Annotated in this window: 19 protein-coding genes, 2 tRNA genes and 1 other RNA gene; 14 read left to right on the top strand and 8 right to left on the bottom strand. The window is 69.2% G+C overall.

What is annotated here, in order from left to right:
* Positions 1–50: 50 nt before the first annotated feature.
* Entirely contained in the window at positions 51–2837 is a 2787-nt protein-coding gene (gene aceE / locus ACK8HH_RS11705; protein ID WP_045537684.1) for a pyruvate dehydrogenase (acetyl-transferring), homodimeric type, read from the bottom strand.
* Positions 2838–3061: 224 nt separating this feature from the next.
* On the opposite strand from aceE, the gene ACK8HH_RS11700 reads away from it, so the two are divergent.
* The 3 genes from ACK8HH_RS11700 (at position 3062) to ACK8HH_RS11690 (ending at position 4652) form a co-directional block, all read left to right on the top strand.
* Positions 3062–3586, top strand: coding sequence for a hypothetical protein (locus tag ACK8HH_RS11700; RefSeq protein ID WP_412475192.1), 525 nt, complete (start codon positions 3062–3064; stop codon positions 3584–3586).
* 167 nt (positions 3587–3753) lie between these two features.
* On the top strand, positions 3754–4170 hold the full coding sequence (locus ACK8HH_RS11695) for a DUF3052 domain-containing protein (protein ID WP_006895215.1): 417 nt from the start codon (positions 3754–3756) through the stop codon (positions 4168–4170).
* Positions 4170–4652 carry a redoxin domain-containing protein gene (locus ACK8HH_RS11690; protein ID WP_006895216.1) on the top strand — a complete coding sequence of 161 codons (483 nt, stop codon included), beginning with the start codon at positions 4170–4172 and terminating at the stop codon, positions 4650–4652. Before ACK8HH_RS11695 ends, ACK8HH_RS11690 begins: the two co-directional genes overlap by 1 nt.
* A gap of 49 nt (positions 4653–4701) precedes the next feature.
* Here ACK8HH_RS11690 and ACK8HH_RS11685 read toward each other — a convergent pair whose 3' ends face one another.
* Entirely contained in the window at positions 4702–5580 is an 879-nt protein-coding gene (locus ACK8HH_RS11685; RefSeq protein WP_006895219.1) for an SGNH/GDSL hydrolase family protein, read from the bottom strand.
* 121 nt (positions 5581–5701) lie between these two features.
* Positions 5702–6514 (bottom strand): maleylpyruvate isomerase family mycothiol-dependent enzyme, encoded by an 813-nt coding sequence (locus tag ACK8HH_RS11680; RefSeq protein WP_062366632.1) that lies wholly within the window; start codon positions 6512–6514, stop codon positions 5702–5704.
* Positions 6515–6638: 124 nt separating this feature from the next.
* Here ACK8HH_RS11680 and ACK8HH_RS11675 point away from each other — a divergent pair.
* Positions 6639–6713: transfer RNA gene (locus tag ACK8HH_RS11675), tRNA-Val, on the top strand.
* A gap of 42 nt (positions 6714–6755) precedes the next feature.
* Here ACK8HH_RS11675 and ACK8HH_RS11670 read toward each other — a convergent pair.
* Positions 6756–7562: a GNAT family N-acetyltransferase gene (locus ACK8HH_RS11670; RefSeq protein ID WP_412475191.1), complete on the bottom strand. Its 807-nt coding sequence runs from the start codon at positions 7560–7562 to the stop codon at positions 6756–6758.
* A 111-nt stretch (positions 7563–7673) separates the two neighbouring features.
* On the opposite strand from ACK8HH_RS11670, the gene ACK8HH_RS11665 reads away from it, so the two are divergent.
* Positions 7674–8795 carry a hypothetical protein gene (locus tag ACK8HH_RS11665; protein WP_412475190.1) on the top strand — a complete coding sequence of 374 codons (1122 nt, stop codon included), beginning with the start codon at positions 7674–7676 and terminating at the stop codon, positions 8793–8795.
* Positions 8796–8806: 11 nt separating this feature from the next.
* On the opposite strand, the gene ACK8HH_RS11660 is transcribed toward ACK8HH_RS11665, so the two are convergent.
* Both ACK8HH_RS11660 and ACK8HH_RS11655 read right to left on the bottom strand, forming a co-directional pair.
* Positions 8807–8881: transfer RNA gene (locus tag ACK8HH_RS11660), tRNA-Cys, on the bottom strand.
* Positions 8882–8938: 57 nt separating this feature from the next.
* Positions 8939–9769: a spermidine synthase gene (locus ACK8HH_RS11655; protein WP_412475189.1), complete on the bottom strand. Its 831-nt coding sequence runs from the start codon at positions 9767–9769 to the stop codon at positions 8939–8941.
* Between the two features lie 35 nt (positions 9770–9804).
* Here ACK8HH_RS11655 and ACK8HH_RS11650 point away from each other — a divergent pair, with 35 nt between their 5' ends.
* Positions 9805–10758, top strand: coding sequence for a cobalamin biosynthesis protein (locus ACK8HH_RS11650; RefSeq protein ID WP_062366639.1), 954 nt, complete (start codon positions 9805–9807; stop codon positions 10756–10758).
* Between the two features lie 85 nt (positions 10759–10843).
* On the top strand, positions 10844–11491 hold the full coding sequence (locus tag ACK8HH_RS11645) for a hypothetical protein (RefSeq protein ID WP_045538697.1): 648 nt from the start codon (positions 10844–10846) through the stop codon (positions 11489–11491).
* 16 nt (positions 11492–11507) lie between these two features.
* Here ACK8HH_RS11645 and ACK8HH_RS11640 read toward each other — a convergent pair whose 3' ends face one another.
* Positions 11508–12449, bottom strand: coding sequence for an SURF1 family protein (locus tag ACK8HH_RS11640; RefSeq protein WP_045538695.1), 942 nt, complete (start codon positions 12447–12449; stop codon positions 11508–11510).
* Between the two features lie 34 nt (positions 12450–12483).
* Positions 12484–12972, bottom strand: coding sequence for a low molecular weight protein-tyrosine-phosphatase (locus ACK8HH_RS11635; protein ID WP_006895231.1), 489 nt, complete (start codon positions 12970–12972; stop codon positions 12484–12486).
* A gap of 287 nt (positions 12973–13259) precedes the next feature.
* On the opposite strand from ACK8HH_RS11635, the gene cobC reads away from it, so the two are divergent.
* The 7 genes from cobC to ACK8HH_RS11600 all read left to right on the top strand — a co-directional run bounded on the left by cobC (position 13260) and on the right by ACK8HH_RS11600 (position 19722).
* The gene (gene cobC / locus ACK8HH_RS11630; RefSeq protein ID WP_081598072.1) at positions 13260–14402 is read left to right on the top strand and encodes an Rv2231c family pyridoxal phosphate-dependent protein CobC; all 1143 of its coding nucleotides are present in this window, start codon (positions 13260–13262) and stop codon (positions 14400–14402) included.
* Complete coding sequence (locus ACK8HH_RS11625; RefSeq protein ID WP_006895234.1) at positions 14399–15544, top strand: Nif3-like dinuclear metal center hexameric protein; 1146 nt, start codon at positions 14399–14401, stop codon at positions 15542–15544. The genes cobC and ACK8HH_RS11625 overlap by 4 nt, the downstream gene beginning before the upstream one ends.
* On the top strand, positions 15541–16299 hold the full coding sequence (locus ACK8HH_RS11620) for a zinc ribbon domain-containing protein (protein WP_006895235.1): 759 nt from the start codon (positions 15541–15543) through the stop codon (positions 16297–16299). Before ACK8HH_RS11625 ends, ACK8HH_RS11620 begins: the two co-directional genes overlap by 4 nt.
* A 50-nt stretch (positions 16300–16349) precedes the next feature.
* Complete coding sequence (locus tag ACK8HH_RS11615) at positions 16350–16973, top strand: histidine phosphatase family protein (protein WP_045538702.1); 624 nt, start codon at positions 16350–16352, stop codon at positions 16971–16973.
* A gap of 52 nt (positions 16974–17025) precedes the next feature.
* An RNA gene (gene rnpB, locus ACK8HH_RS11610) (RNase P RNA component class A) lies at positions 17026–17442 on the top strand.
* A 214-nt stretch (positions 17443–17656) separates the two neighbouring features.
* Positions 17657–18247 carry an LGFP repeat-containing protein gene (locus ACK8HH_RS11605; protein ID WP_006895238.1) on the top strand — a complete coding sequence of 197 codons (591 nt, stop codon included), beginning with the start codon at positions 17657–17659 and terminating at the stop codon, positions 18245–18247.
* A 50-nt stretch (positions 18248–18297) separates the two neighbouring features.
* On the top strand, positions 18298–19722 hold the full coding sequence (locus ACK8HH_RS11600) for an RNB domain-containing ribonuclease (RefSeq protein ID WP_039866933.1): 1425 nt from the start codon (positions 18298–18300) through the stop codon (positions 19720–19722).
* The last annotated feature ends 8 nt before the right edge of the window (positions 19723–19730 follow it).

Here is a 19730-nt window from a genome sequence, read left to right as displayed (position 1 = left end):
GACCGAACGCCGGCGACGCGAGGTCGCCGGCGTTCGGGTGGTCGGACCGGTCAGGCGACGCCGGGGTCGCTGGTCTGCTCGGGAGCAGCCGAGACGTCGTCGATCTGGTACTTCCGGGCGGCGTCGGCCGCGACGGTGCGGTCGATCTTGCCGTCGCGGGCCAGCGCCACCAGCACTCCGACGACGATGGATTCGGCGTCGATGTTGAAGTAGCGGCGTGCGGCGGGGCGGGTGTCGGAGAATCCGAAGCCGTCGGCGCCGAGGGTGAGATACGTCCCCGGAACGTACGCGCGGATCTGTTCCTGGACGCCGCGCATGTAGTCCGAGACGCCGACGAACGGGCCCTTGGCGTACTGCAGCACCTCGGTGAGGTACGGCCGCGTCGAGGACCCCGGGCTGCGCAGTTCGGCCCGATCGGCGGCGATGCCGTCGCGGGCGAGTTCCGACCACGAGGTCACCGAGTACACGTCGGCGGCCACGTCCCACTCCTGCGCCAGCAGGTCCTGGGCGCGCAGGGCATCGCCCATCGTGACGCCCGAGACGAGGATGTTCGCGAAGTGCGCCGCGGGCTGCGGTGCCCTCCGGTACCGGTAGATGCCCTTGAGCAGCCCCGCGACGTCCAGATCCTCCGGCTCGGCCGGCTGGGTGATGGGCTCGTTGTAGACGGTCACGTAGTAGAAGACGTTCTCCGCATCCGGACCGTACATGCGCTCGAGACCGTCGACGACGATGTGCGAGAGCTCGTACGCGAACGCCGGGTCGTAGGAGACGGCGCCCGGGTTGGTCGCGGCGAGCAGCGGAGAGTGTCCGTCGGCGTGCTGCAGACCCTCACCGGTCAGCGTGGTGCGGCCCGCGGTGGCTCCGATGACGAATCCCCGGGCCATCTGGTCGGCCGCGGCCCAGAGACCGTCGCCGGACCGCTGGAAGCCGAACATCGAATAGAAGATGTACAGCGGGATCATCGGCTCGCCGTGCGTGGCGTACGACGTGCCGACCGCGGTGAAGCTGGCTGTGGAACCGGCCTCGTTGATGCCCTCGTGCAGGATCCGGCCGTTCTCCGCCTCCTTGTAGGCGAGCATCAGTTCGGCGTCGACGGACGTGTAGTTCTGGCCGTGCGGGTTGTAGATCTTCAAGGTGGGGAACCAGGAGTCCATGCCGAAGGTCCGGGCCTCGTCCGGGATGATCGGAACGATGCGCTTGCCGACCTCCTTGTCGCGCAGCAGCTCCTTGAAGATGCGGACCAGCGCCATGGTGGTCGCCACCTGCTGGTTGCCCGAGCCCGATGCCACGGCCTTGAGGGCGGGTGCCGGATCGGCCTGCAGCGGCTTGGCCGCCACCTTGCGGCTCGGGACGAATCCGCCGAGCTGCTTGCGCCGTTCCAGCATGTACTGGATCTCCGGAGAGTCCATACCCGGGTGGTAGTACGGCGGCAGGTACGGGTCGGCCTCGAGCTGCGCATCGGTGATCGGCACATGCGCGGTGTCGCGGAAGGCCTTCAGATCGTCGAGCGTCATCTTCTTCATCTGGTGGGTCGCGTTGCGGCCCTCGAAGTGCTTGCCGAGCGTGTAGCCCTTGATCGTCTTCGCCAGGATCACCGTGGGCTGTCCCTTGTGGGCCATGGCGGCGGCGTATGCGGCGTAGATCTTGCGGTAGTCGTGACCGCCGCGCTTGAGGTTCCAGATGTCCTCGTCCGAGAGATCGTTGACGAGTTCCTTGGTGCGCGGATCACGGCCGAAGAAGTGGTCGCGGATGAACGCGCCGTCGTTGGCCCGGTAGGTCTGGTAGTCGCCGTCGGTGGTGCGGTTCATCAGGTTGACCAGCGCACCCTCCTTGTCGGCGTGCAGCAGATCGTCCCACTCGCGGCCCCACACCACCTTGATGACGTTCCAGCCCGCGCCGCGGAAGAACGACTCCAGTTCCTGGATGATCTTTCCGTTGCCGCGGACCGGGCCGTCGAGCCGCTGCAGATTGCAGTTGATGACGAAGGTCAGGTTGTCGAGCCCGTCGATGGCGGCGACCTGCGCCAGACCGCGCGACTCGGGCTCGTCCATCTCACCGTCGCCGAGGAACGCCCAGACGTGCTGGTCGGAGGTGTCCTTGATGCCGTTCGCGTGCAGGTATTTGTTGAACCGGGCCTGGTAGATCGCGTTCATCGGGCCCAGGCCCATCGAGACGGTGGGGAACTGCCAGAACTCCGGCATCAACCGGGGATGCGGGTACGACGGCAGCCCGCCGCCTTCGCCGGCGTGGCTCTGCTCCTGACGGAAGCCGTCGAGCCGCGCCTGGTCGATGCGTCCTTCCAGGAAGGCGCGCGCGTAGATGCCGGGTGAGGCGTGGCCCTGGATGAAGACCTGGTCGCCGCCGCCGGGATGATCCTGGCCGCGGAAGAAGTAGTTGAAGCCGACTTCGTAGAGCGAGGCCGACGACGCGTACGTCGAGATGTGGCCGCCCACGCCGATGCCGGGCCGCTGCGCTCGGTGGACCATGATCGCGGCGTTCCACCGGATGAAGGCGCGGTAGCGGCGCTCCAGATCCTCGTCCCCGGGGAACTCGGGTTCCAGTTCGGTCGGGATCGTGTTGACGTAGTCGGTGTTCGTCAACGCGGGGATGCCCACACGCTTGTCCTCCGCGCGTTCCAGAATGCGCAGCATGAGGTACCGCGCGCGCTCGGGGCCCGCGTCGGCGAGCATGGCGTCGAAGGACTCGAGCCACTCGTCGGTCTCCGTGGGGTCGTTGTCGACCAGGTAGGACGCGACGCCGTCCCGAATGACCTGAACGCGGCTCCCGCTCGACGCCGGCGCGCCGGCCTTGTCGGTGCCGGCGATCTGATCAGTCACTGTCTGCCACCTATCTCGCAGTCCACCGAAGCGATTGCCGCCGCGAACTGCATGTCGGGGCCGCCGGGGTGGGGCGGCCGGATACGTGCCGCGGAACGATGGTGCGGCCTTGCCTATATCGTGCCGCAAATCACCGGCTCTGGCGCAAGATGTGTCCAGTCACATGCCGCTCGGGTGCGGTAGCGTCGGCGTATCCGCTGCTTCTCTCCCGAAAGGGGGACCTCGTGGGCCGGACGGCTCGGTCGATCGTGGTCGCGGCGACGGCGCTGACCGCTGTCGCCGCCGTCCCGGCGTGCTCATCGGACGACGATTCGCCGAGTCCGACGGTCTCCGTCGGCACGGTCACCAGGACCGTCGCCCGCGCGGGATCCTCCGAAGCGGAGAAGGTCGCCGTCGTCCGATTGTGCCAGCAGGTGATCACTTCGGCCGGTGTGATGGCACGCGATTACAACGCCTTCGTCAAACGCCTCAACGAGGTCCAGGATTACGCGAAGGTCGGATCCGAGGACCGCTGGGCGGTCGACACTCTCGACACGGGTGCCGAGGAGGTCCGCAAGGCCGTCTCGCCCGAGGTGCCGGAGAAGGTCGACGCGCAGGTGGAGGCGTTCGTCGCCAGTGCCGAACGCCTGGCCGAGCAGATTCAGGCGAAGCGGCGCCAAGCGCTCAACGGCGCCTCCGACAGATGGGACGCGGACCGTACCGCACTACTCGACACGTGCGCGGGGTATCTCCCCGCGGGATCGGCGTGAACCGTCCCGAATCCGTTGCAGAGAAGCACCAATCCCGTACTTCGGGCGGTTAGACACTGTGCTCGGGGGTAGTTTGCCTTTACGCTGTCACATAAGTTGCGCCGTCGTGGCGTGGCTCGGCACGTGCGGAATGCACGGCCCGCTACATCGAATGGAGGTCGTACGCGGTGGTAACCGCCCCAGAAGGCAGGGCTGTCAAGCTCGGTTTCACCAACGGCATGGTGGTGCAGGAGATCGGGTGGGACGAGGACACCGACGATGATCTCCGAATCGAGATCGAGGACGCGATCGATGCCGAGATGCTCGACGACGATGCGGACGACGTCATGGACGCCGTGGTGCTGTGGTGGCGCGACGACGACGGAGACCTCGTCGATGCGCTGATGGACGCGATCGGTCCGCTCGCCGAGGGCGGGTTCATCTGGGTGCTGTCGCCGAAGACCGGCCGCGACGGTTACGTCGATCCCAGCGAGATCGCGGAGGCCGCGCCGACCGCCGGACTCACGCAGACCTCCGTCGTCAATCTCGGAGACTGGTCCGGCGCCCGTCTGGTCACGCCGAAGGCGCGCGCGGGTAAGCGCTGATGGCCGCTCAGTCGGTGGCCGCACCCCTCGCGACGGGGACTCTCGCCCCGGATTTCGAGTTGCGGGACCAGAACAATCAGGTCGTCAAGCTCTCCGCGCTGCGCGACCGCAATGTGCTGATCGTCTTCTTCCCGCTGGCCTTCACCGGCACGTGCGAAGGCGAACTCGGCTTTCTGCGCGACAATCTGCCGCGTTTCGACAACGACGACGTCACCGTGGTCACGGTGTCGGTGGGCCCGCCCCCGACTCACAAGGTGTGGTCGTCGGCGCAGGGTTTCCTGTTCCCGATCCTCTCGGACTTCTGGCCGCACGGTGCGGTGGCGGAGGCGTACGGCGTCTTCGACGCCGAGCGCGGCTTCGCCAATCGCGGGACGTTCGTTGTCGGGCGCGACGGTGTCGTGGCGTACTCGGCGATGGTCGGTCCGGGCGAACAGCGCGGCGACGAGACCTGGGACGCGGCGTTGGCGGCTGTCGCGCAGTAGCGCCGTTCCACCGGTCGGGCCGCGTGACGGTGTGACCGAGGCGCCGGGCTCAGCGCCGGGGGAACGAGGTGGCCAGCGCGGTCGCGAGCAGGCGGTTGCGCTGAATCATCGCGTCCGGGGTGTAGTGCACCCCGTCGACGTACCAGGACCGGTCCGTATGCGCGGCGAAGTCGTAGACCCGCAGGTTCGGGTAGCGGTGCGCAGCACGGCGGAGCGCCGCGTTGAATGCGCGCATGTGTGCGTCGGCGTACTGGGGTAGGGCTCCGTCGCCCGTGCGCACCGTGGGCCAGAGAACCGGTCGGCCGGCCAGACGGTGCATCACCAGGTCGATGCGGCGGTCGGCGCTGATATGACTGCCCTCCGCGATGCGTGCCGCGTCGTTGGCTCCGAGTGCGATGACCCAGCAGCCGTCGTGGCCGCGGCGGCGTTGATCGTCGATCGCTTCGAGTCCGCTGGGGCGGCCGCCGGCCGGTTCGACGACCGCACGGCCGTTGGCCGCGTCGAGATAGACCTTCTTCGCGCCCACGCGCCGGTACTGGGGGGTCATGCGGTCGGTGGGGCTGGGCACGCGAAGCGAGTTGTCCAGACCCACCGACGTCGAATCGCCGATCTGAATCACGGTGTTGCACATCGTCTTCTGATTCGGGCGCGGCAGGTTCTGAGTGCCGGATCCGAGCGGATGAGTCAGCACCCAGAGGTACGACGGAACGTCGAACGGTGTGTCGGAGACTCCGCGCTGCGTGCTCAGATTCTGAGTGATGATCCGGGAGACGGCGTCGAGCGTTCCGGCGACGTCGGTCTTGGCCGACGCCGCGGGCGCGACGATCGTCGTTACGGCGGCCGCCGCGATGACAGCAGCAGTGAGTCGCCGCCCGCGGCGGAAGCGCGTGCGGCGGCGGTCGTCGGTAACAGGAGTCTCAGTAGTCACAACAATTACATTGCACCGGACGTGCGACACTCGCCGCAACGCCCGAGCGTGTCGGTTGAGTCACAGTTCCCGGTCGAGTCGAACGTGGTCCCGGCGTCGGCGGGCGGGGGACCGGGAGAGCTCAGATGAGGTAATGCAGGCTGCGGATGATCGCCGCGCCGAGTTCCGTATCGCCGGTGACCTCCACCTCCGCGTCGCCGGCGCTGGGCCGTCCGCCGACCGAACGGGCGAGGTCGAGCCCGTCGAGGCGGAGCGTGACGTCGGGCTCTCCGTCGACGGCCGGCACCACCGCGGCGCGGTCCTCGGTGACGACGAAGAAGGTGAACGGATACAGGCCGGTGATGTCGAAACGGACAGTGCTGCCGACCTCGGCGCGAGCCTTCTTGCCGACGACGTACGGCATCGAGCTCTCGATCTCGCGGAGCGCCCAGTGCGCCGGCTCCACGTTCTCGGGGACGCCGAGGCCGAGCGCGTCGCGGATGTCGATCTCGTGCACCCAGCAGTCGAAGTCGCGGACCCGCATGAATCGCCCGTAGGTGTCCGGACCGGCGGGCGTGGCCGTCTCGGCGTCCCACTGGCCTTCGGTCATGCCGCGCAGCGCCTTGCTGCGCTCAGCGGTCACCGTGCGGAGGTCGGTCATCAGCTCGTCGCGGGACCGCGATCGGTAGTGGTCGATCCACCGCTCGTTGAGTTCGCCGATCGGGTTCTTCACGTGGGCGATCTGCGAGGTGTCGATGGACGACGCGGGCTGCCTGCCGGCCAGCATCGACTCGGTGCCCGCGATGTGTGCGACGATGTCGCGGATCTGCCACCCGGGCAGGGGCGACGCGGCGGTCCATTGCGCGTCGGATAGTGGGGAGACGAGGTCGTCGATGGCCTTCCACTGCGTCTCGAGGGCGCTGATCAGCGGTTCCTGCGGCACGATGGTCGTCACTGGGCATCCTTCCGTGGAATGGGGGCTCCGCTTCACGCTAGCCGTAGCGGCCGCGCGTATCCCGGTTTGGGCCCGACGCCGCCGAGCCGATATCTTGGTGTGGGCCGCAGCACGTCTCGGCCGGGCGCGTATAGCTCAGCGGTAGAGCTCTGGTCTTACACACCAGCGGTCAGGGGTTCGAATCCCTTTGCGCGCACCACCCACCTGATGCTCGGTGACGGCTCGGCATCGCACCCCGGCATCACGCCACCGGACGCCGACCGTAGCTCTGCACGCGGCAGATCTCCGAGAATCCCAGCCGTCGGTACAGGCCTTCTCCTTCGGGCGAGGCGGTGAGCACGCACGTCTTCGCGCCGCCGAGCACGGCGCGGTCGAGCGCGGCTTCGGTGAGACGCGTTCCGATCCGACGGGAGCGCCACTCCGCAGCGACGATCACGTGTTCCACAGCCGCGGACACTCCGGCGACCACCGCCGCTGAACACCCGACGACTCTTCCACGGTGGAGCGCCAGAAAATGCGTCACGATCGGTGCGGCCGAACCGCTTTCGGGCAGGCCGAATCCGGTGAACGGTGCCAGCGCCGCAGTGATACCGGGAAGGTGCTCGGAAGCGGCATCCTCGGCAGCCCAGAAGCGCGCCCAGCGATCGAGATCCCTGAGCGACCTGCAGGCTTGGATCGTCACTTCGGAAGCGTCGCGGTCGGTCGTCACGTCGTCCGTCGGCAACGCCCACCGCGCGAGTGGCAGCGTCATGAGCGGCTCTTCCTCCACCGCAGCGAGGCCTGATTCGCGCATCGCTGCCTCCACGTCGGCGAGACCCTCGGTCCCCGGCCACAGCGACCAGAGCGCTGGCACGTCGTCCATCAGTTCGAGGCAGGCGGGGACATCGTCCGCGGTGAACCACAGCACCCGATTGAGCTCGGCGTGCCGGGCGCCTGTCCGTGCCCAGACGAGCGAGGGCGTCTCGCCCCACCGCTCCGCGCGGGCCAGATGTGTCCGCAGGTAGTGACCTCGTGCCGCCGCTGCCGTGGCTTCGGTTTCGTTGCACACAGTCTGTGACGCTAGCCCACCGCCGGTCCGGAATCATGACGAGGAACCGGGCCGCGGATCGGGGACGTCCGCTCGCGTTTGGCGACGATCGAGTCGGGTACCCGCGTCGGCGTGGGTGAATACGTCTCGAACGCAGCAGATGCACATGGAACCCGCGCCGACGCGGCCGAGCCGGACGATCTCCGGCTCTGGCCGCCGCCGACGGTCGGTCTGCTGGCGGACCCCGGCGCACCCCGGCAACTCGCGGAGGCGATCGGCGGCGGCCTCGCTGAAGATCTCGGTGACGACCTCGGCGGGCAGTGGTCGGTGGAAGTCAGCGAGGAGTCGTTGCCGATCGCTCCGAGCGGCGCGATTCCCCTCGCCGAACGCACGCCGGACCTCTTGCGGCGCCACCGATGGCGATACGTCGTCTATCTCACGGACCTGACTCACTATCGAGGGCGGTCGGCCCTCCGCTATCTGCTCGCCGCGGGTGAACCGGCGGTCGTCGTGTTCGTCCCGACTCTCGGCTGTACGCGACGGCGCACCAAGGTGCGCACGCTCGTTCGCGAGATACTCCGAGCGGACGCAGAGACCGACACCGGCGTGGACTACCGCCCGGGCGGCCACAGCCACGTCTGGCCACCCGCATCTCAGCTACCCGACGATGGTGTACGAGGTCCGCTCGGACATGCGCGAATGCTGACCGGGATGGTGCACAGCAATCGGCCGGCCGCCATGGGGCGGGCGCTGCGCGGCTGCACGGCCGTCGGTATGGCCTCGGGGGCCTTCGGCATCTTCTTCGGGAGCGTGTGGCCGATCGCCGACTCGATGTCGTTCGCACGTCTGGCGGCGGTCAGCGTCTGCGTGATCGCTGCGCTCAGCTCGTGGCTGATCCTGCGCAACGGGCTCTGGACCCGTCGACGTCGGAACCTGGCACCGCAGAGCGGCTCGCTGGACAATGCCTCCACCGTCGTGACCGTCTCGTCGGCGGTGACACTCATGCACGTGATTCTCTTCGTCGGACTGACCGTACTGGCCACGGCGGTCGTGGAGCCGGCGTATCTGGCGAGCCGACTGGGCCACGCCGTCTCGGTTGTCGATTACCTCGTCATCGGCTGGTTCGCGGCGTCGATGGGGACCATGGCCGGTGCACTCGGCTCCAACTTCGACAACGAAGAGGTGGTCCGAAAGGCCACCTACAGCCAGCGATGGCACCAGCGCCGTCTCATGTTCGAGGACTACGGCGGCTGAACGCGGATGAATGGAGCGGATGGCAGGATTCGAACCCGCGTCGCACGGTTTTGCAGACCGCTGCCTCGCCACTCAGCCACACCCGCAGGTCTTCGACGATGCCGGGCGAGGACGCCGTCGTCGACCGTTGTGCCCGCAGTGAATCAAACAATGCCGGGCCGGGTGGCGGGGCCGTCGCGCAGGACGGCGCCGGAACCGAACGCCCGCGCGGCGTCGCCGGTCATCAACCGGGCCGGTTCGGGATCGGAGCGCAGCCGCCGTTCCAGTTCGGGAGAGTCGGGGACCGGGCCGTCGGACGCCACGACGACCACGTTGCCGCTGCGCCGCCCTTTGAACATCGACGGGTCGGCGATCAGGGTGATGTTCGCGAACACCTCGGCGACGGTGGCGACCTCGCTCCGGACGGACTTGAGGTCGCGACGGTCGCCGCAGTTGGCGATGTAGAGGCCTCCGGGGGCGAGCACGCGACGCACCGCCTGGGTGAACTCAGCCGTCTTCAGATGGTCGGGTGTGAGGCTCTCGGCGAAGGCGTCGCGGATCACCACGTCGCGCGTCTGTTCGCGCAGACCGGTCACCACCTCCCGCGCATCGCCCACCCGGATTCGCAGACGGGGTGCGCGCGGGAGGTCGAACCATTCGCGGGCGAGCCGGGCGAGTTCGGCGTCGATCTCGACGGCGACATGGCGTGAGGCGGGATAGGTGTGCGCCAGAGCGCGGGGCAGCGCGCATGCCGCGGCGCCGAGGTGTAAGAATCGCAGTCCCGCGGACCGGTCGGGATAGCGGTCCTCGACGGCGGCGACCGCCTGCCGCATGTACTCGAACTCGAGCAGGTCCGGACGAGCGGGCGCGATGTGACTGCTCTGCACACCGTTGACGGTCAGCAGCCAGCCACCCTCGCGGTCGGAGGCGAGCTCGGCGACGCCGGTGGAGATCTCGAATGAGCCCGGCTCGGGCTCGGAACGTGCGGTGGCCATCGGGGACCGATTCTAGTCGCCGATACGATCACCGGATGCGCAGGAATCGGGCGGAGGCGGCGGGACTGGCGATCGGAGCGGTCGCGGATGCGGTCTTCGGCGACCCGCGGCGAGGACACCCGGTGGCGCTGTTCGGCAGCGCCGTGGCCTGGCTGGAGCGACGGGCGTACGCCGACGCCAGACCGGCCGGCGCGGTCTTCGCCGGAGGATGGATCGCAGTCGCGGTCGCGGTCGGTGCCCTGGCGCGGCGGACGGGCCCGGCGGGCACCGCGGCGGCGACCTTCACCGCGCTCGGCGGCACGTCGTTGTGCCGGATCGGCGACGATATCGCCGGAGCCCTCGAATCCGGTGACGTCGACCGGGCGCGCCGGCTGGTATCGGGACTGGTGGGACGGGACCCCGATCTGCTCGACGAGTCCGGGATCTGCCGCGCCGCCGTCGAATCCATCGCGGAGAACACGTCCGACGCCGCGGTCGCACCGCTGCTGTGGGGCGCGGTCGCCGGCGCGCCCGGCCTGCTCGGCTATCGGGCGGTCAACACCCTGGACGCGATGATCGGCTACCGCTCGGACCGGTACCGGAACTTCGGGTGGGCGGCGGCGCGGATCGACGACGCCGCGAATCTCGCGCCGGCTCGGATGACGGCGGTGGCCGCGGCGCTGGTGAGCGGCCGGCCCGTGACCGTGTGGCGTGCGGTGCGCAGAGACGCCGGAGCACACCCCAGCCCGAACGCCGGGGTGGTGGAAACCGCGTTCGCGGCGGCCCTCGGCATCGAACTCGGCGGTCGCACGGTGTACCCGCACGGGGTGGAGGACCGACCGCGGCTGGGCGACGGCCGGGCGCCGCTCGCATCCGATCTGCGCGCGGCGGTTGTGCTGTCGCGCCGGATTCAACGGCTCTCGGCCGTCGTCGCCGTGGCGGTGGCGGTGCGTCTGGCAGGCAGGCGCGGACGGTCAGGAACGACGCGCGGTGACTCGCATCGGTGGTGAACGAACAGGTGAACGGCGTCCGAGCGCGCGGTGGTGATTCGTCTGAATTGATATCGTTCGCGAACCATCCTCGAAGGGAGACCCGATGAAGCACGGTGCCAAACTCGCAGTACTCGGCGCAGCAGCAGGAACACTGACGGTGCTGGCTCCACCGGCGAATGCGGTGCCGGCCCCCGGTACGCCCGAAGGGGCCGTCACATTCTCGGCGAAGAACCTCGGCGGCTGCAAGGCCGAGTTCTCCATTGTGAACAAGACGAACGTGACGACATACACGATCGACTGGCGTATCGACGAAGAAGCCGGACGAATGGTCGAGGATATTCCGTTCGAGATCTACCGGACCGGTGGCATGTCATCGAAGGCTGCTTCGCCGACCTGGCCGGACGAGGTACCCGATAACACCGTCGACAACCGCACCATGGTCTCGGACCGGGCACCGGTGACGGCGACCTACGTGCAGGATCTGAAGAACCCGACCGGGACGTTCAACCCGGCGCTTCCGAACCCCGGTGCCTCCACCCATCGCGTCGACTACCGAATCGTGCTCGGCCCTCCCGGAAACAACGGCCAGACGCCGAACGAACAGCCGGAGTGGCTGGGCGACCGCCAATGGCGCAGCGTCACGGTCACCGGATGCGGGTCCGGCCCCGACATGGGCAGCAGCGGATCAGTCGGCAGCAGCGGGTCCGTAGCCGGCTCGCTCGGCGACCTGCTGAGCGGATTGTTCAGCTGACCGTGCGCATTCTCCGTCAGCTGCGGTAGCGCTGCGCGAGCTTGGCCTTCACCTCGTCGTCGGTGTCGGCGGGCGCCGCGCCGCCACCGATCTCGGCGGTCTTCTTGGCCGTCATGTCGTTGCCGGTGAAAGTTCCCGCTTCGCGCAGCTGGCTGCGGATGCGCTCGCGGTCTTTGCGCGGCGGGGGCGGCGGAGCGGCGGTGTCGTCGCCGGTCTTCTTCGCGGCGCGACGCGCCTTCACCTCGGAGTAGATGAAGTACGCGGCGCCCAACGGGGCCATGACACCGAAGGCCAGCCACTGCAGTCCGTACGAGAGGTACGGGCCCGACTCGAGTTGCGGCAGAGCGATCTCGCCGAGTGAGCCGGGCTGGTTCGGAGACAGCTGAAGATAGAGATTCTCGCTGGTCAGGCCGGTGGACTGCCCCAAGAGGCGGGTGTCGATGGTGTATGCGGTGCGCTGCCCGTTCTCGACGCGGGGTTCTTTGCCCGGGCTCGTCGACTCGGTCTTGCGCAGGCGCGCGGTGACGGTCACCTCGCCGGTCGGTGCGGGCGCGACGTCGACGCGGTTGTTGTCGCCGGGCCGCACGTAGCCGCGGTCGATGAACAGAACGCGATCACCGCCGGCCACCTGGAAGGGGGTCACGACCTCCACGGAGGGACGCTCGTCGGCACTGCGGAGGCGGATGAGGGTCTGTTCGTCGTCCAGGTACCGGCCGGTGACCTCGACCTCGCGCCACTCGGAATCCGGATTCAGCGGCCGGCCGGCCGGGGCGAGTTCGTCGATCGGGACCGGAGCGGTGGACTCGGCCGTACGGATCAGGTCGTTGCGGTGCTCGGTGTCGGAGTTCTTGCCCAGCTGCCACGGCGCGAGAACCGTGAAACAGGCGGCCGCGAATGTGACCACGAAGACGGCCAGGAGCAGCCAGCCCGGTCGCAGGAAGGTCTTGAGCACACGCACGACTCCAGGTTACTGGCTGCTGGAATCGGCTCGGTCAGTCGTCGTCGGCCAGGGTCGCGTGCACCCACGCCAGCAGCCCGGGAACGGCGGCCTCGACCTGCTCGCGAACCAAGGTGAAATCCGCCGGACTGCCATAGAACGGATCGGGGACATCAGCGCCGTCGGCGTCGGGATCGAAACTGCGCAGGAGCCGGACCCGATCCCCGAGTCGCTTGCGTTCCAACTCGGCGACGTGACCGCTGTCGGCGGCGACCAGCAGGTCGGCCGACAGGTGATCGGGCGTCAGCTGGGCGGCGACGTGCTGATCGGAGTAGCCGTGGGCGAGCAGTTCGGTCCGCGCGCGGTTGTCGGCGGGCTCGCCGATGTGCCAGCCGCCGGTTCCGGCGCTGCTCACCCGGACGCGGTCGGCCAGGCCGGCCTCCTCGATCGCCGAGGTGAAGATCGACTCCGCCATGGGCGAGCGGCAGATGTTGCCGGAACAGACGAAGCACACGTGCAGTGTGCGGGGCGAGTTGTCAGACACCGAGTTCCTCACACGATTTGGTGAACCGCGTCGCAGTCCAGTCGTTTGTTGTTCTTCCCATCACGGCTGCGTGCCCGGCGGCAGCCATCGCGGCCGTGACCTGTCCGGGGAACCGATCCTCACGCCGACCGTCCCGACTCGGGGCGTTGTCACATTCGACTGTAGTACGTCGCACACGTGACCGACGCCCTCGGACGAGGCCGGGCGTGTGGCCGCGGCAGTCCTTCGACGTGCCGGGCGCGGGGCCCGGGCCCGTGCCGTCGACCGTGCACGTAGTGTCAGAGGTCATGAAACCGGGCAACTCGCAGACGACGTCCGTCGTTGAGCAGACGCCGTCCGGATCGGCCGAGTTCTTCGATCCCGATCGGCACGGCGACGAGGACACCGCTCCGGGTGTGATCGACTTCGCCGTGAACGTGCGGCCGGGCCCGCCGGAATTCCTCGTCTCGGCGTTGCGCGATCGGATCGCCGATCTGGGCCGATATCCGAGTGCGGCGGACCTGACCGCGGCCACCAGCGCGGTGGCGCGCCTGCACGGCCGCGATCGGTCGGAGGTGCTGTTGCTGGGTGGTGCGGCCGAAGGGTTCGAACTGCTCGCCAAGCTCGCACCGAAACACGTCGCGCTGGTCCAGCCGTCGTTCACCGAGCCCGAGCGCGTGCTGCGTGCCGCCGGTGCGCGCATCAGTCAGGTGATCCTGACCGACCCCTGGTCGCTGGCGGACGTCCACGTTCCCGACGACGCAGACATGGTGGTGGTCGGCAACCCGACCAATCCGACGTCCGTGCTGCACACGCGCGCGCACATCGACTCGCTCCGGCGGCCGGGCCGGACCGTGGTGATCGACGAGGCCTTCGCCGATCTCACCCTCGACCCGGTCACCGGCGCCCACGAACCGCAGTCGCTGGCAGGAGAGCGCTCCGACGATCTGATCGTCGTCCGGTCGATCACGAAGACGTTCGCGCTCGCGGGGCTGCGCGCCGGCTACCTGCTGGCCTCGCCTGCGATCATCGCGCGGCTCTCGACGGGCCGCAGGCACTGGCCGCTGGGCACGCTCGCGCTCGTCGCGCTCGCGGTGTGCGCCGGCGACGAAGGGCAGGCGTACGCGCGGGCCCAGAGCGAGGCGGTGGCAGCGCATCGCGCGTATCTGAGCACCCGGCTCGCCGAGTGCGGGTGGCCGCCCGCGGCGGACGCGGCGGCATCCTATGTGCTGATCCGGGTGCCGAACGCGCTGCAGGTGAAGGAACGCCTGCGTCACCGCGGGATCGGCGTTCGCAGCTGCGCCAACTTCGTCGGGCTCGGACCGGACCATCTGCGCATCGCGGTCCGGAGCCCGGAACTCACCGACGTGCTCGTCGGCGCGTTGCAAGATGTGATGGCGGAGAACGCACCGCCCTTCACCCGACAGAGCCGAGAGAGTGAGGCCACATGAGTCCCCGTCTGCCGAGCCCGCGACTGGACGAGGTGATCGCGGAGCTGGAGCGCGTGTACCCGCCCCGGCTCGCCGAGAGCTGGGACGCCGTCGGCTTGGTCTGCGGCGACCCGGCCGAACCCGCGGACAGCGTGCTGGTCTGCGTCGACGTCACCGACGCCGTGGTCGACGCCGCGCTCGAAGCCGGTGCGACGCTCATCGTGGCCCACCACCCACTGCTGATGCGGGGCGTCACGTCGGTGGCCGCCGACACTCCCAAGGGCCGCATCGTGCATCGCCTCATCCGGGGCGGATGCGCGCTGTACGCCGCGCACACCAACGCGGACAAGGCACGCCGGGGCGTGTCGGATGCGCTCGCGGAGACGCTCGGTCTCCTCGACACCGTGCCGCTGGCTCCCGAGCCCGCGCCGGCATTGGACAAATGGGTGGTGATGGTCCCCGAGGGCAGCGCGGATCAGGTGAGTGAGGCGATGTTCAACGCCGGGGCGGGCGCTCTGGGCGAGTACCGCAATTGCCAATGGAGTGTGGTCGGTACCGGACAATTCCTGCCGGTGGACGGTGCCTCGCCCGCTGTGGGGGCCGTCGGAGCCCTGACCCGGGTGGATGAGGAACGGCTCGAGATGGTCGCGCCGCGGCATCTGCGCCGGTTGGTCCTCGGTGCGCTGCGCGAGGCGCACCCGTACGAGGAACCGGCCTTCGACGTGTTCGAGCAGGCCGTCACGGACGGTGACGTGGGTCTGGGCCGGGTGGGACGACTGCCCGAGCCGATGACCTTCGGCCAGTTCGTCGCCCACGCCGGACGCGTCCTGCCCGCCGCGGCGTGGCCGGTCCGCGGGGCGGGTGATCCGGCTGCGACGGTGGAGACCGTCGCGGTGTGCGGTGGTGCCGGTGACTCGCTCATCGGTGCGGCGAGCGCGGCCGGCGCCGACGTCTACCTGACCGGCGATCTGCGCCACCACGTGGTCGACGAATCGCTACGCGACCGATCGCCGGCCCTGGTCGACGCCGGCCATTGGGCCACCGAGTTCCCGTGGTGCGAGAGCGTCGCCGATATCCTGACCGAGATCGGTTGCCGGACGACCGTATTCCAAGACCCGACCGATCCCTTCACGGTGATCGCCGGCCCCAAGGAGCAGCAGTGAAGGTCCCGAACGCTCAGCAGCGCCGACTGCTCGACCTGGCCGAGATCGATGCCGATCTCGCGAAGGCTCGCCACGAACGCCGCAGCCTCCCGGAGGTCGCGGAGCTGGCCCGACTCACCGAGGAGATGGAGAAGATCCGTGAGGACCGCGCCCGTGCTCAGGTGGCGGTCGACGATCTGCAGAGCGAGTACGAGCGCATCGACGCGGAACTGTCGGGCACGACGGAGCACCTGCGGCGCGACCAGGCGCAGATCGAGTCGGGTGCGCTCAACCACAAGGCACTTGCCGAACTCCAGCACGAGGTGACCGGTCTGCAGCGCAGGTCGGAGAACCTGGAGACCGAACTCCTCGAGATCATGGAGCAGCAGGAGGCGACGACGGCGGAAGCCGAGCGCACCGAGGCCGCGCTGTTGCACGCCACCGAACGCGAACTCGACCTGATCGCACGGCGCGACGCCGCGGGCGTCGCGGTCGACGAACGCATCGACGACCTCGCCGTCAAACGGACGGCCGTGGTGGAGGGCGTCGACGAGTCGCTGCTGGCGGTCTATGAGAGGCTGCGGTCGCAGGGCAAGGTCGGCGCCGGACTGCTGCGCCAGCGTCGATGCGGCGCGTGCCGGATGGAACTCGATCCGCGGACGCTGTCGAGAATCGCCGCCGCCGACGAGGACGAGGTGGTGCGCTGCGAGGAGTGCGGGGCGATCATGGTGCGGACCGAGCAGTCGGGTCTGCCGCGACCCGGATCGGCTCAGTGACCGCCGACCGCCGGACCGGACCGCGGAAGTCGCCGAACTGGCAGGGACAGATGGAGGAGCCGACCCGGATCGTCCTGCTCCGGCACGGCCAGACGGCGCTCTCGGTGGACCGTCGGTACTCCGGCCGCGGCAATCCCGAACTGACCGCCCTCGGCCGCGCACAGGCCTCCGCGGCAGGCGAGCGGATCGGCGGGGGAGGCCTCGGTCGAATCGACGCGGTGCTGTCCTCTCCGCTGGTGCGGGCGATGGATACCGCGACCGCCGCCGCGGAACGGCTGGGCGCCGAGGTGGAAGTGTGCGACGGGCTGATCGAGACGGATTTCGGTGCGTGGGAGGGACTCACCTTCGGCGAAGCCGCCCGCCGCGACCCCGAGGTGCACGGCCGGTGGCTCGCCGACGCCGACGTCGCCCCGCCCGGCGGAGAGAGCTTCGCCCAGGTGCAGGAGCGGATCGCCGCGACCCGCGAGGACATCGTCGCCCGATTCCCCGGCCGGACCGTGCTCGCCGTCTCACACGTGACGCCGATCAAATCGATGCTGCGACAGGCGCTGACGGTGGGACCGGAACTGCTCTTCCGGCTGCATCTGGACCTCGCGTCGATCTCCGTGGTCGAGTTCTTCCCCGATGGCGGATCGGTGGTCCGGCTCGTGAACGACACCGCACACCTGCAGTAGCCCGCGGCATTCGGTGTCCGACCGCCCGCCGGGCTATCCTGAATCTCGCGAACGAGTCGGCCGGGCGGCCGCGGCGAGGGAACCGCACGAGCGATCGTGCAGGCCCGAGTCGAGGAAAGTCCGGACTCCACAGAAGCAGGGTGGTTGCTAACGGCAACCCGGGGTGACCCGCGGGACAGTGCCACAGAGAACAGACCGCCCGCACGCATGGCGTGCGGGTAAGGGTGAAACGGTGCGGTAAGAGCGCACCAGCGATGCGGGTGACCGTGTCGGCTCGGTAAACCCCACCCGGAGCAAGGCCGAAGCTCGCACCGCCGGCCGGCGTGTGCGAGTGCGCGAGTGACCGAGGACTGCTCGTCCGAGCTCGCGGGTTGGCCGCTCGAGGCACCCGGCGACGGTGTGTCCAGATGGATGGTCGCCACCGGCTCTCGGGCCGGTACAGGATCCGGCTTACACGCCGGCTCGTTCGCTCTCTCCTTCGCCCGCCTGCGCGGTGCGGGCACCGCACTTTTCTCACGGTTCGGTCGAGCGCACATCACGATTCCGGCTCGCGTATCACTCATACGCGGTGATCCGGCCATCGAACACCGCGCAAGCGGACGGCGCGACATAGCATCTCGCCCACGCACCGCCGCGGAGGACGGCGGGCGGCAACACGCACCGAACGAGGCAGGGGACTGTTCATGAATGTCGATTCCAGGAAAGTGGCCGCCGTCGTCGTGGCCGTCGGGGCCATCGGGCTGCTGGGTACCGCGTGCTCGTCCGACGACGACTCGGCGTCGAACACGTCGGCGGCGATGTCGAGCCCGATGTCGAACGCGAGCGGTGCGACCGCGTCGTCCGATGCGATGGAGCCGAACGGGATGGATTCGGGGGCGTCCAAACCCACGACGATCACCACCGACACCGAGCTGACCACCGTCGGCGGTCAGCAGATCACCATCGGCGACGAGGCGATCGCGAAGTCGTACGGCGAACGCGGCGGACCCGACGGCTACCTGGGCAAGCCGCTCGGTCCCGTCGTGAAGCTCAAGTCCGGCGGTTCGTTCATCACCTTCGAACACGGCTCGCTGTACCAGAATCCGGCCACCGGCGCGGTCTACGCCGTGCACGGCGAGATCGGCGACGAGTGGGGCCGGCTGAACCACGAGAACGGCCGCTTGGGCTACCCGACCAGCGATGAGACGAAGATCGAGGGCGGTCTCGAACAGACTTACGACAACGGCACGATCAAGTTCGTCGGCGGCAAGGTGACCGTGACACCGGCCGGCTGACCCGAGGCGGGCCCGGCGTCCGCCCGCCACGGCTCCTATGCTGTTCAGATATGCAGCGGAGAATGCGGGCGCCGGCAATCGATTTCGCTCAGTTGCGCCGTGACATGGGGATCGCAGGCGAGTTCTCCGCGGAGGCTCAGCAGCAGGCGGCCGCGGCCGTGGACCGCTTCGCGGACGCGCGCGTCGATCGCACCGACCTCGAGCTGGTGACGATCGACCCACCGGGATCGATGGACCTCGATCAGGCGCTGCGGGTGATCCGGGCCGACGACGGAGGCTTCCTGGTCCACTATGCGATCGCCGACGTCGCGGCACTGGTGGAGCCCGGCAGCGCCCTCGATCTGGAGACCCGGCGGCGGGGACAGACCGTCTACTTCCCCGACGGGAGCGTTCCGCTGCATCCGCGGGCGCTCTCGGAGGGGGCCGGCTCGCTCTTGCCGGATCAACGACGACCGGCCGTTCTGTGGACGGCCGATGTGGCGGTCGACGGCCAGTGCCGGGGCGTCGAGGTCTCGCGGGCACTCGTCCGGTCCCGGGCTCGCCTCGATTACGCCGGGGTGATGGCCGACCTGTCCGCAGACCGGCTCCATCCGGCGATCGCGGCGCTGCCGGACTTCGGCCGCACGCGCCTGGCATGGTCGCTCGCCCGCGGTGCGGTGCAACTCGACCTCCCCGACCAGGAGATCGTGCCCCACACCGAACCCGGACGAGCATGGACGCTGCGGATGGCGCCGCGCACGCCGGCCGACCAATGGAATGCGCAGGTGTCGCTGTTGATCGGGATGTGTGCGGGCCGGATCCAGAATGACGCGGGGATCGGTCTGCTCAGAACCCTGCCGCCGGCCTCGACGGAGGCGGTGGAGGATCTGCGCCGGGCTGCCGCACACCTCGGGATCGAGTGGCGCGACGGACTCTCTCCGGGAGAGTTCCTCGCGACGCTCGAACCCGATGCGCCGACCACCCTCGCGCTGATGACGGTCGGGGCGCGACTGATGCGCGGCGCCGGCTACCTGTCCCTCGCCGGTGAGTCCTCGGCACTGCCCGCGGAGCGCCGCGAGCACGCCGGGGTCGGCGGACTCTACGCACACGTGACCGCACCCCTGCGTCGTCTGGGCGACCGATACGCCACCGAGGTCGCGCTGGCCGTCACGGCGGGGGCGGAGGTGCCGACGTGGGTGCGCGAAGTGCTGCCGGAACTGCCGAAGACCATGAGCGGCTCGGACTCGGTGGCCGCGACCGCCGAGCGCAAGAGTATCGACCTCACCGAGGCAGTCGTGCTGTCCGACCAGGTCGGCCGTCGGTTCGACGCCGTCGTGATGCGCGGAGCCGACGGCCGGCGGCCGCCGGAGATCTTCATCGAATCCCCGGCGATCGTCGCCCGCTGCGAGAACGCACCCGCGGCGGGGACTCCCTGCACGGTGGAGGTGGTCACGGCCGATCCGGCGGTGCCGGAGGTGTCCTTCCGCGCGGTGTGAGTCCGCGC

This window comes from Gordonia sp. LUNF6 (assembly GCF_047041125.1).
Lineage (GTDB): Bacteria > Actinomycetota > Actinomycetes > Mycobacteriales > Mycobacteriaceae > Gordonia > Gordonia sihwensis.
The sequence above is the reverse complement of the archived record's forward strand: the minus strand, read 5'-3'. Positions and strand labels throughout refer to the sequence as shown.

Coding starts and splice junctions, on each gene's coding strand:
- ACK8HH_RS11645 (WP_045538697.1), top strand. CDS start 10,844: ATGAAGCACGGTGCCAAACTCGCAGTACTCGGCGCAGCAGCAGGAACA.
- ACK8HH_RS11690 (WP_006895216.1), top strand. CDS start 4,170: ATGGCCGCTCAGTCGGTGGCCGCACCCCTCGCGACGGGGACTCTCGCC.
- ACK8HH_RS11625 (WP_006895234.1), top strand. CDS start 14,399: ATGAGTCCCCGTCTGCCGAGCCCGCGACTGGACGAGGTGATCGCGGAG.
- ACK8HH_RS11615 (WP_045538702.1), top strand. CDS start 16,350: ATGGAGGAGCCGACCCGGATCGTCCTGCTCCGGCACGGCCAGACGGCG.
- cobC (WP_081598072.1), top strand. CDS start 13,260: ATGAAACCGGGCAACTCGCAGACGACGTCCGTCGTTGAGCAGACGCCG.
- ACK8HH_RS11605 (WP_006895238.1), top strand. CDS start 17,657: ATGAATGTCGATTCCAGGAAAGTGGCCGCCGTCGTCGTGGCCGTCGGG.
- ACK8HH_RS11650 (WP_062366639.1), top strand. CDS start 9,805: ATGCGCAGGAATCGGGCGGAGGCGGCGGGACTGGCGATCGGAGCGGTC.
- ACK8HH_RS11655 (WP_412475189.1), bottom strand. CDS start 9,769: ATGGCCACCGCACGTTCCGAGCCCGAGCCGGGCTCATTCGAGATCTCC.
- ACK8HH_RS11600 (WP_039866933.1), top strand. CDS start 18,298: ATGCAGCGGAGAATGCGGGCGCCGGCAATCGATTTCGCTCAGTTGCGC.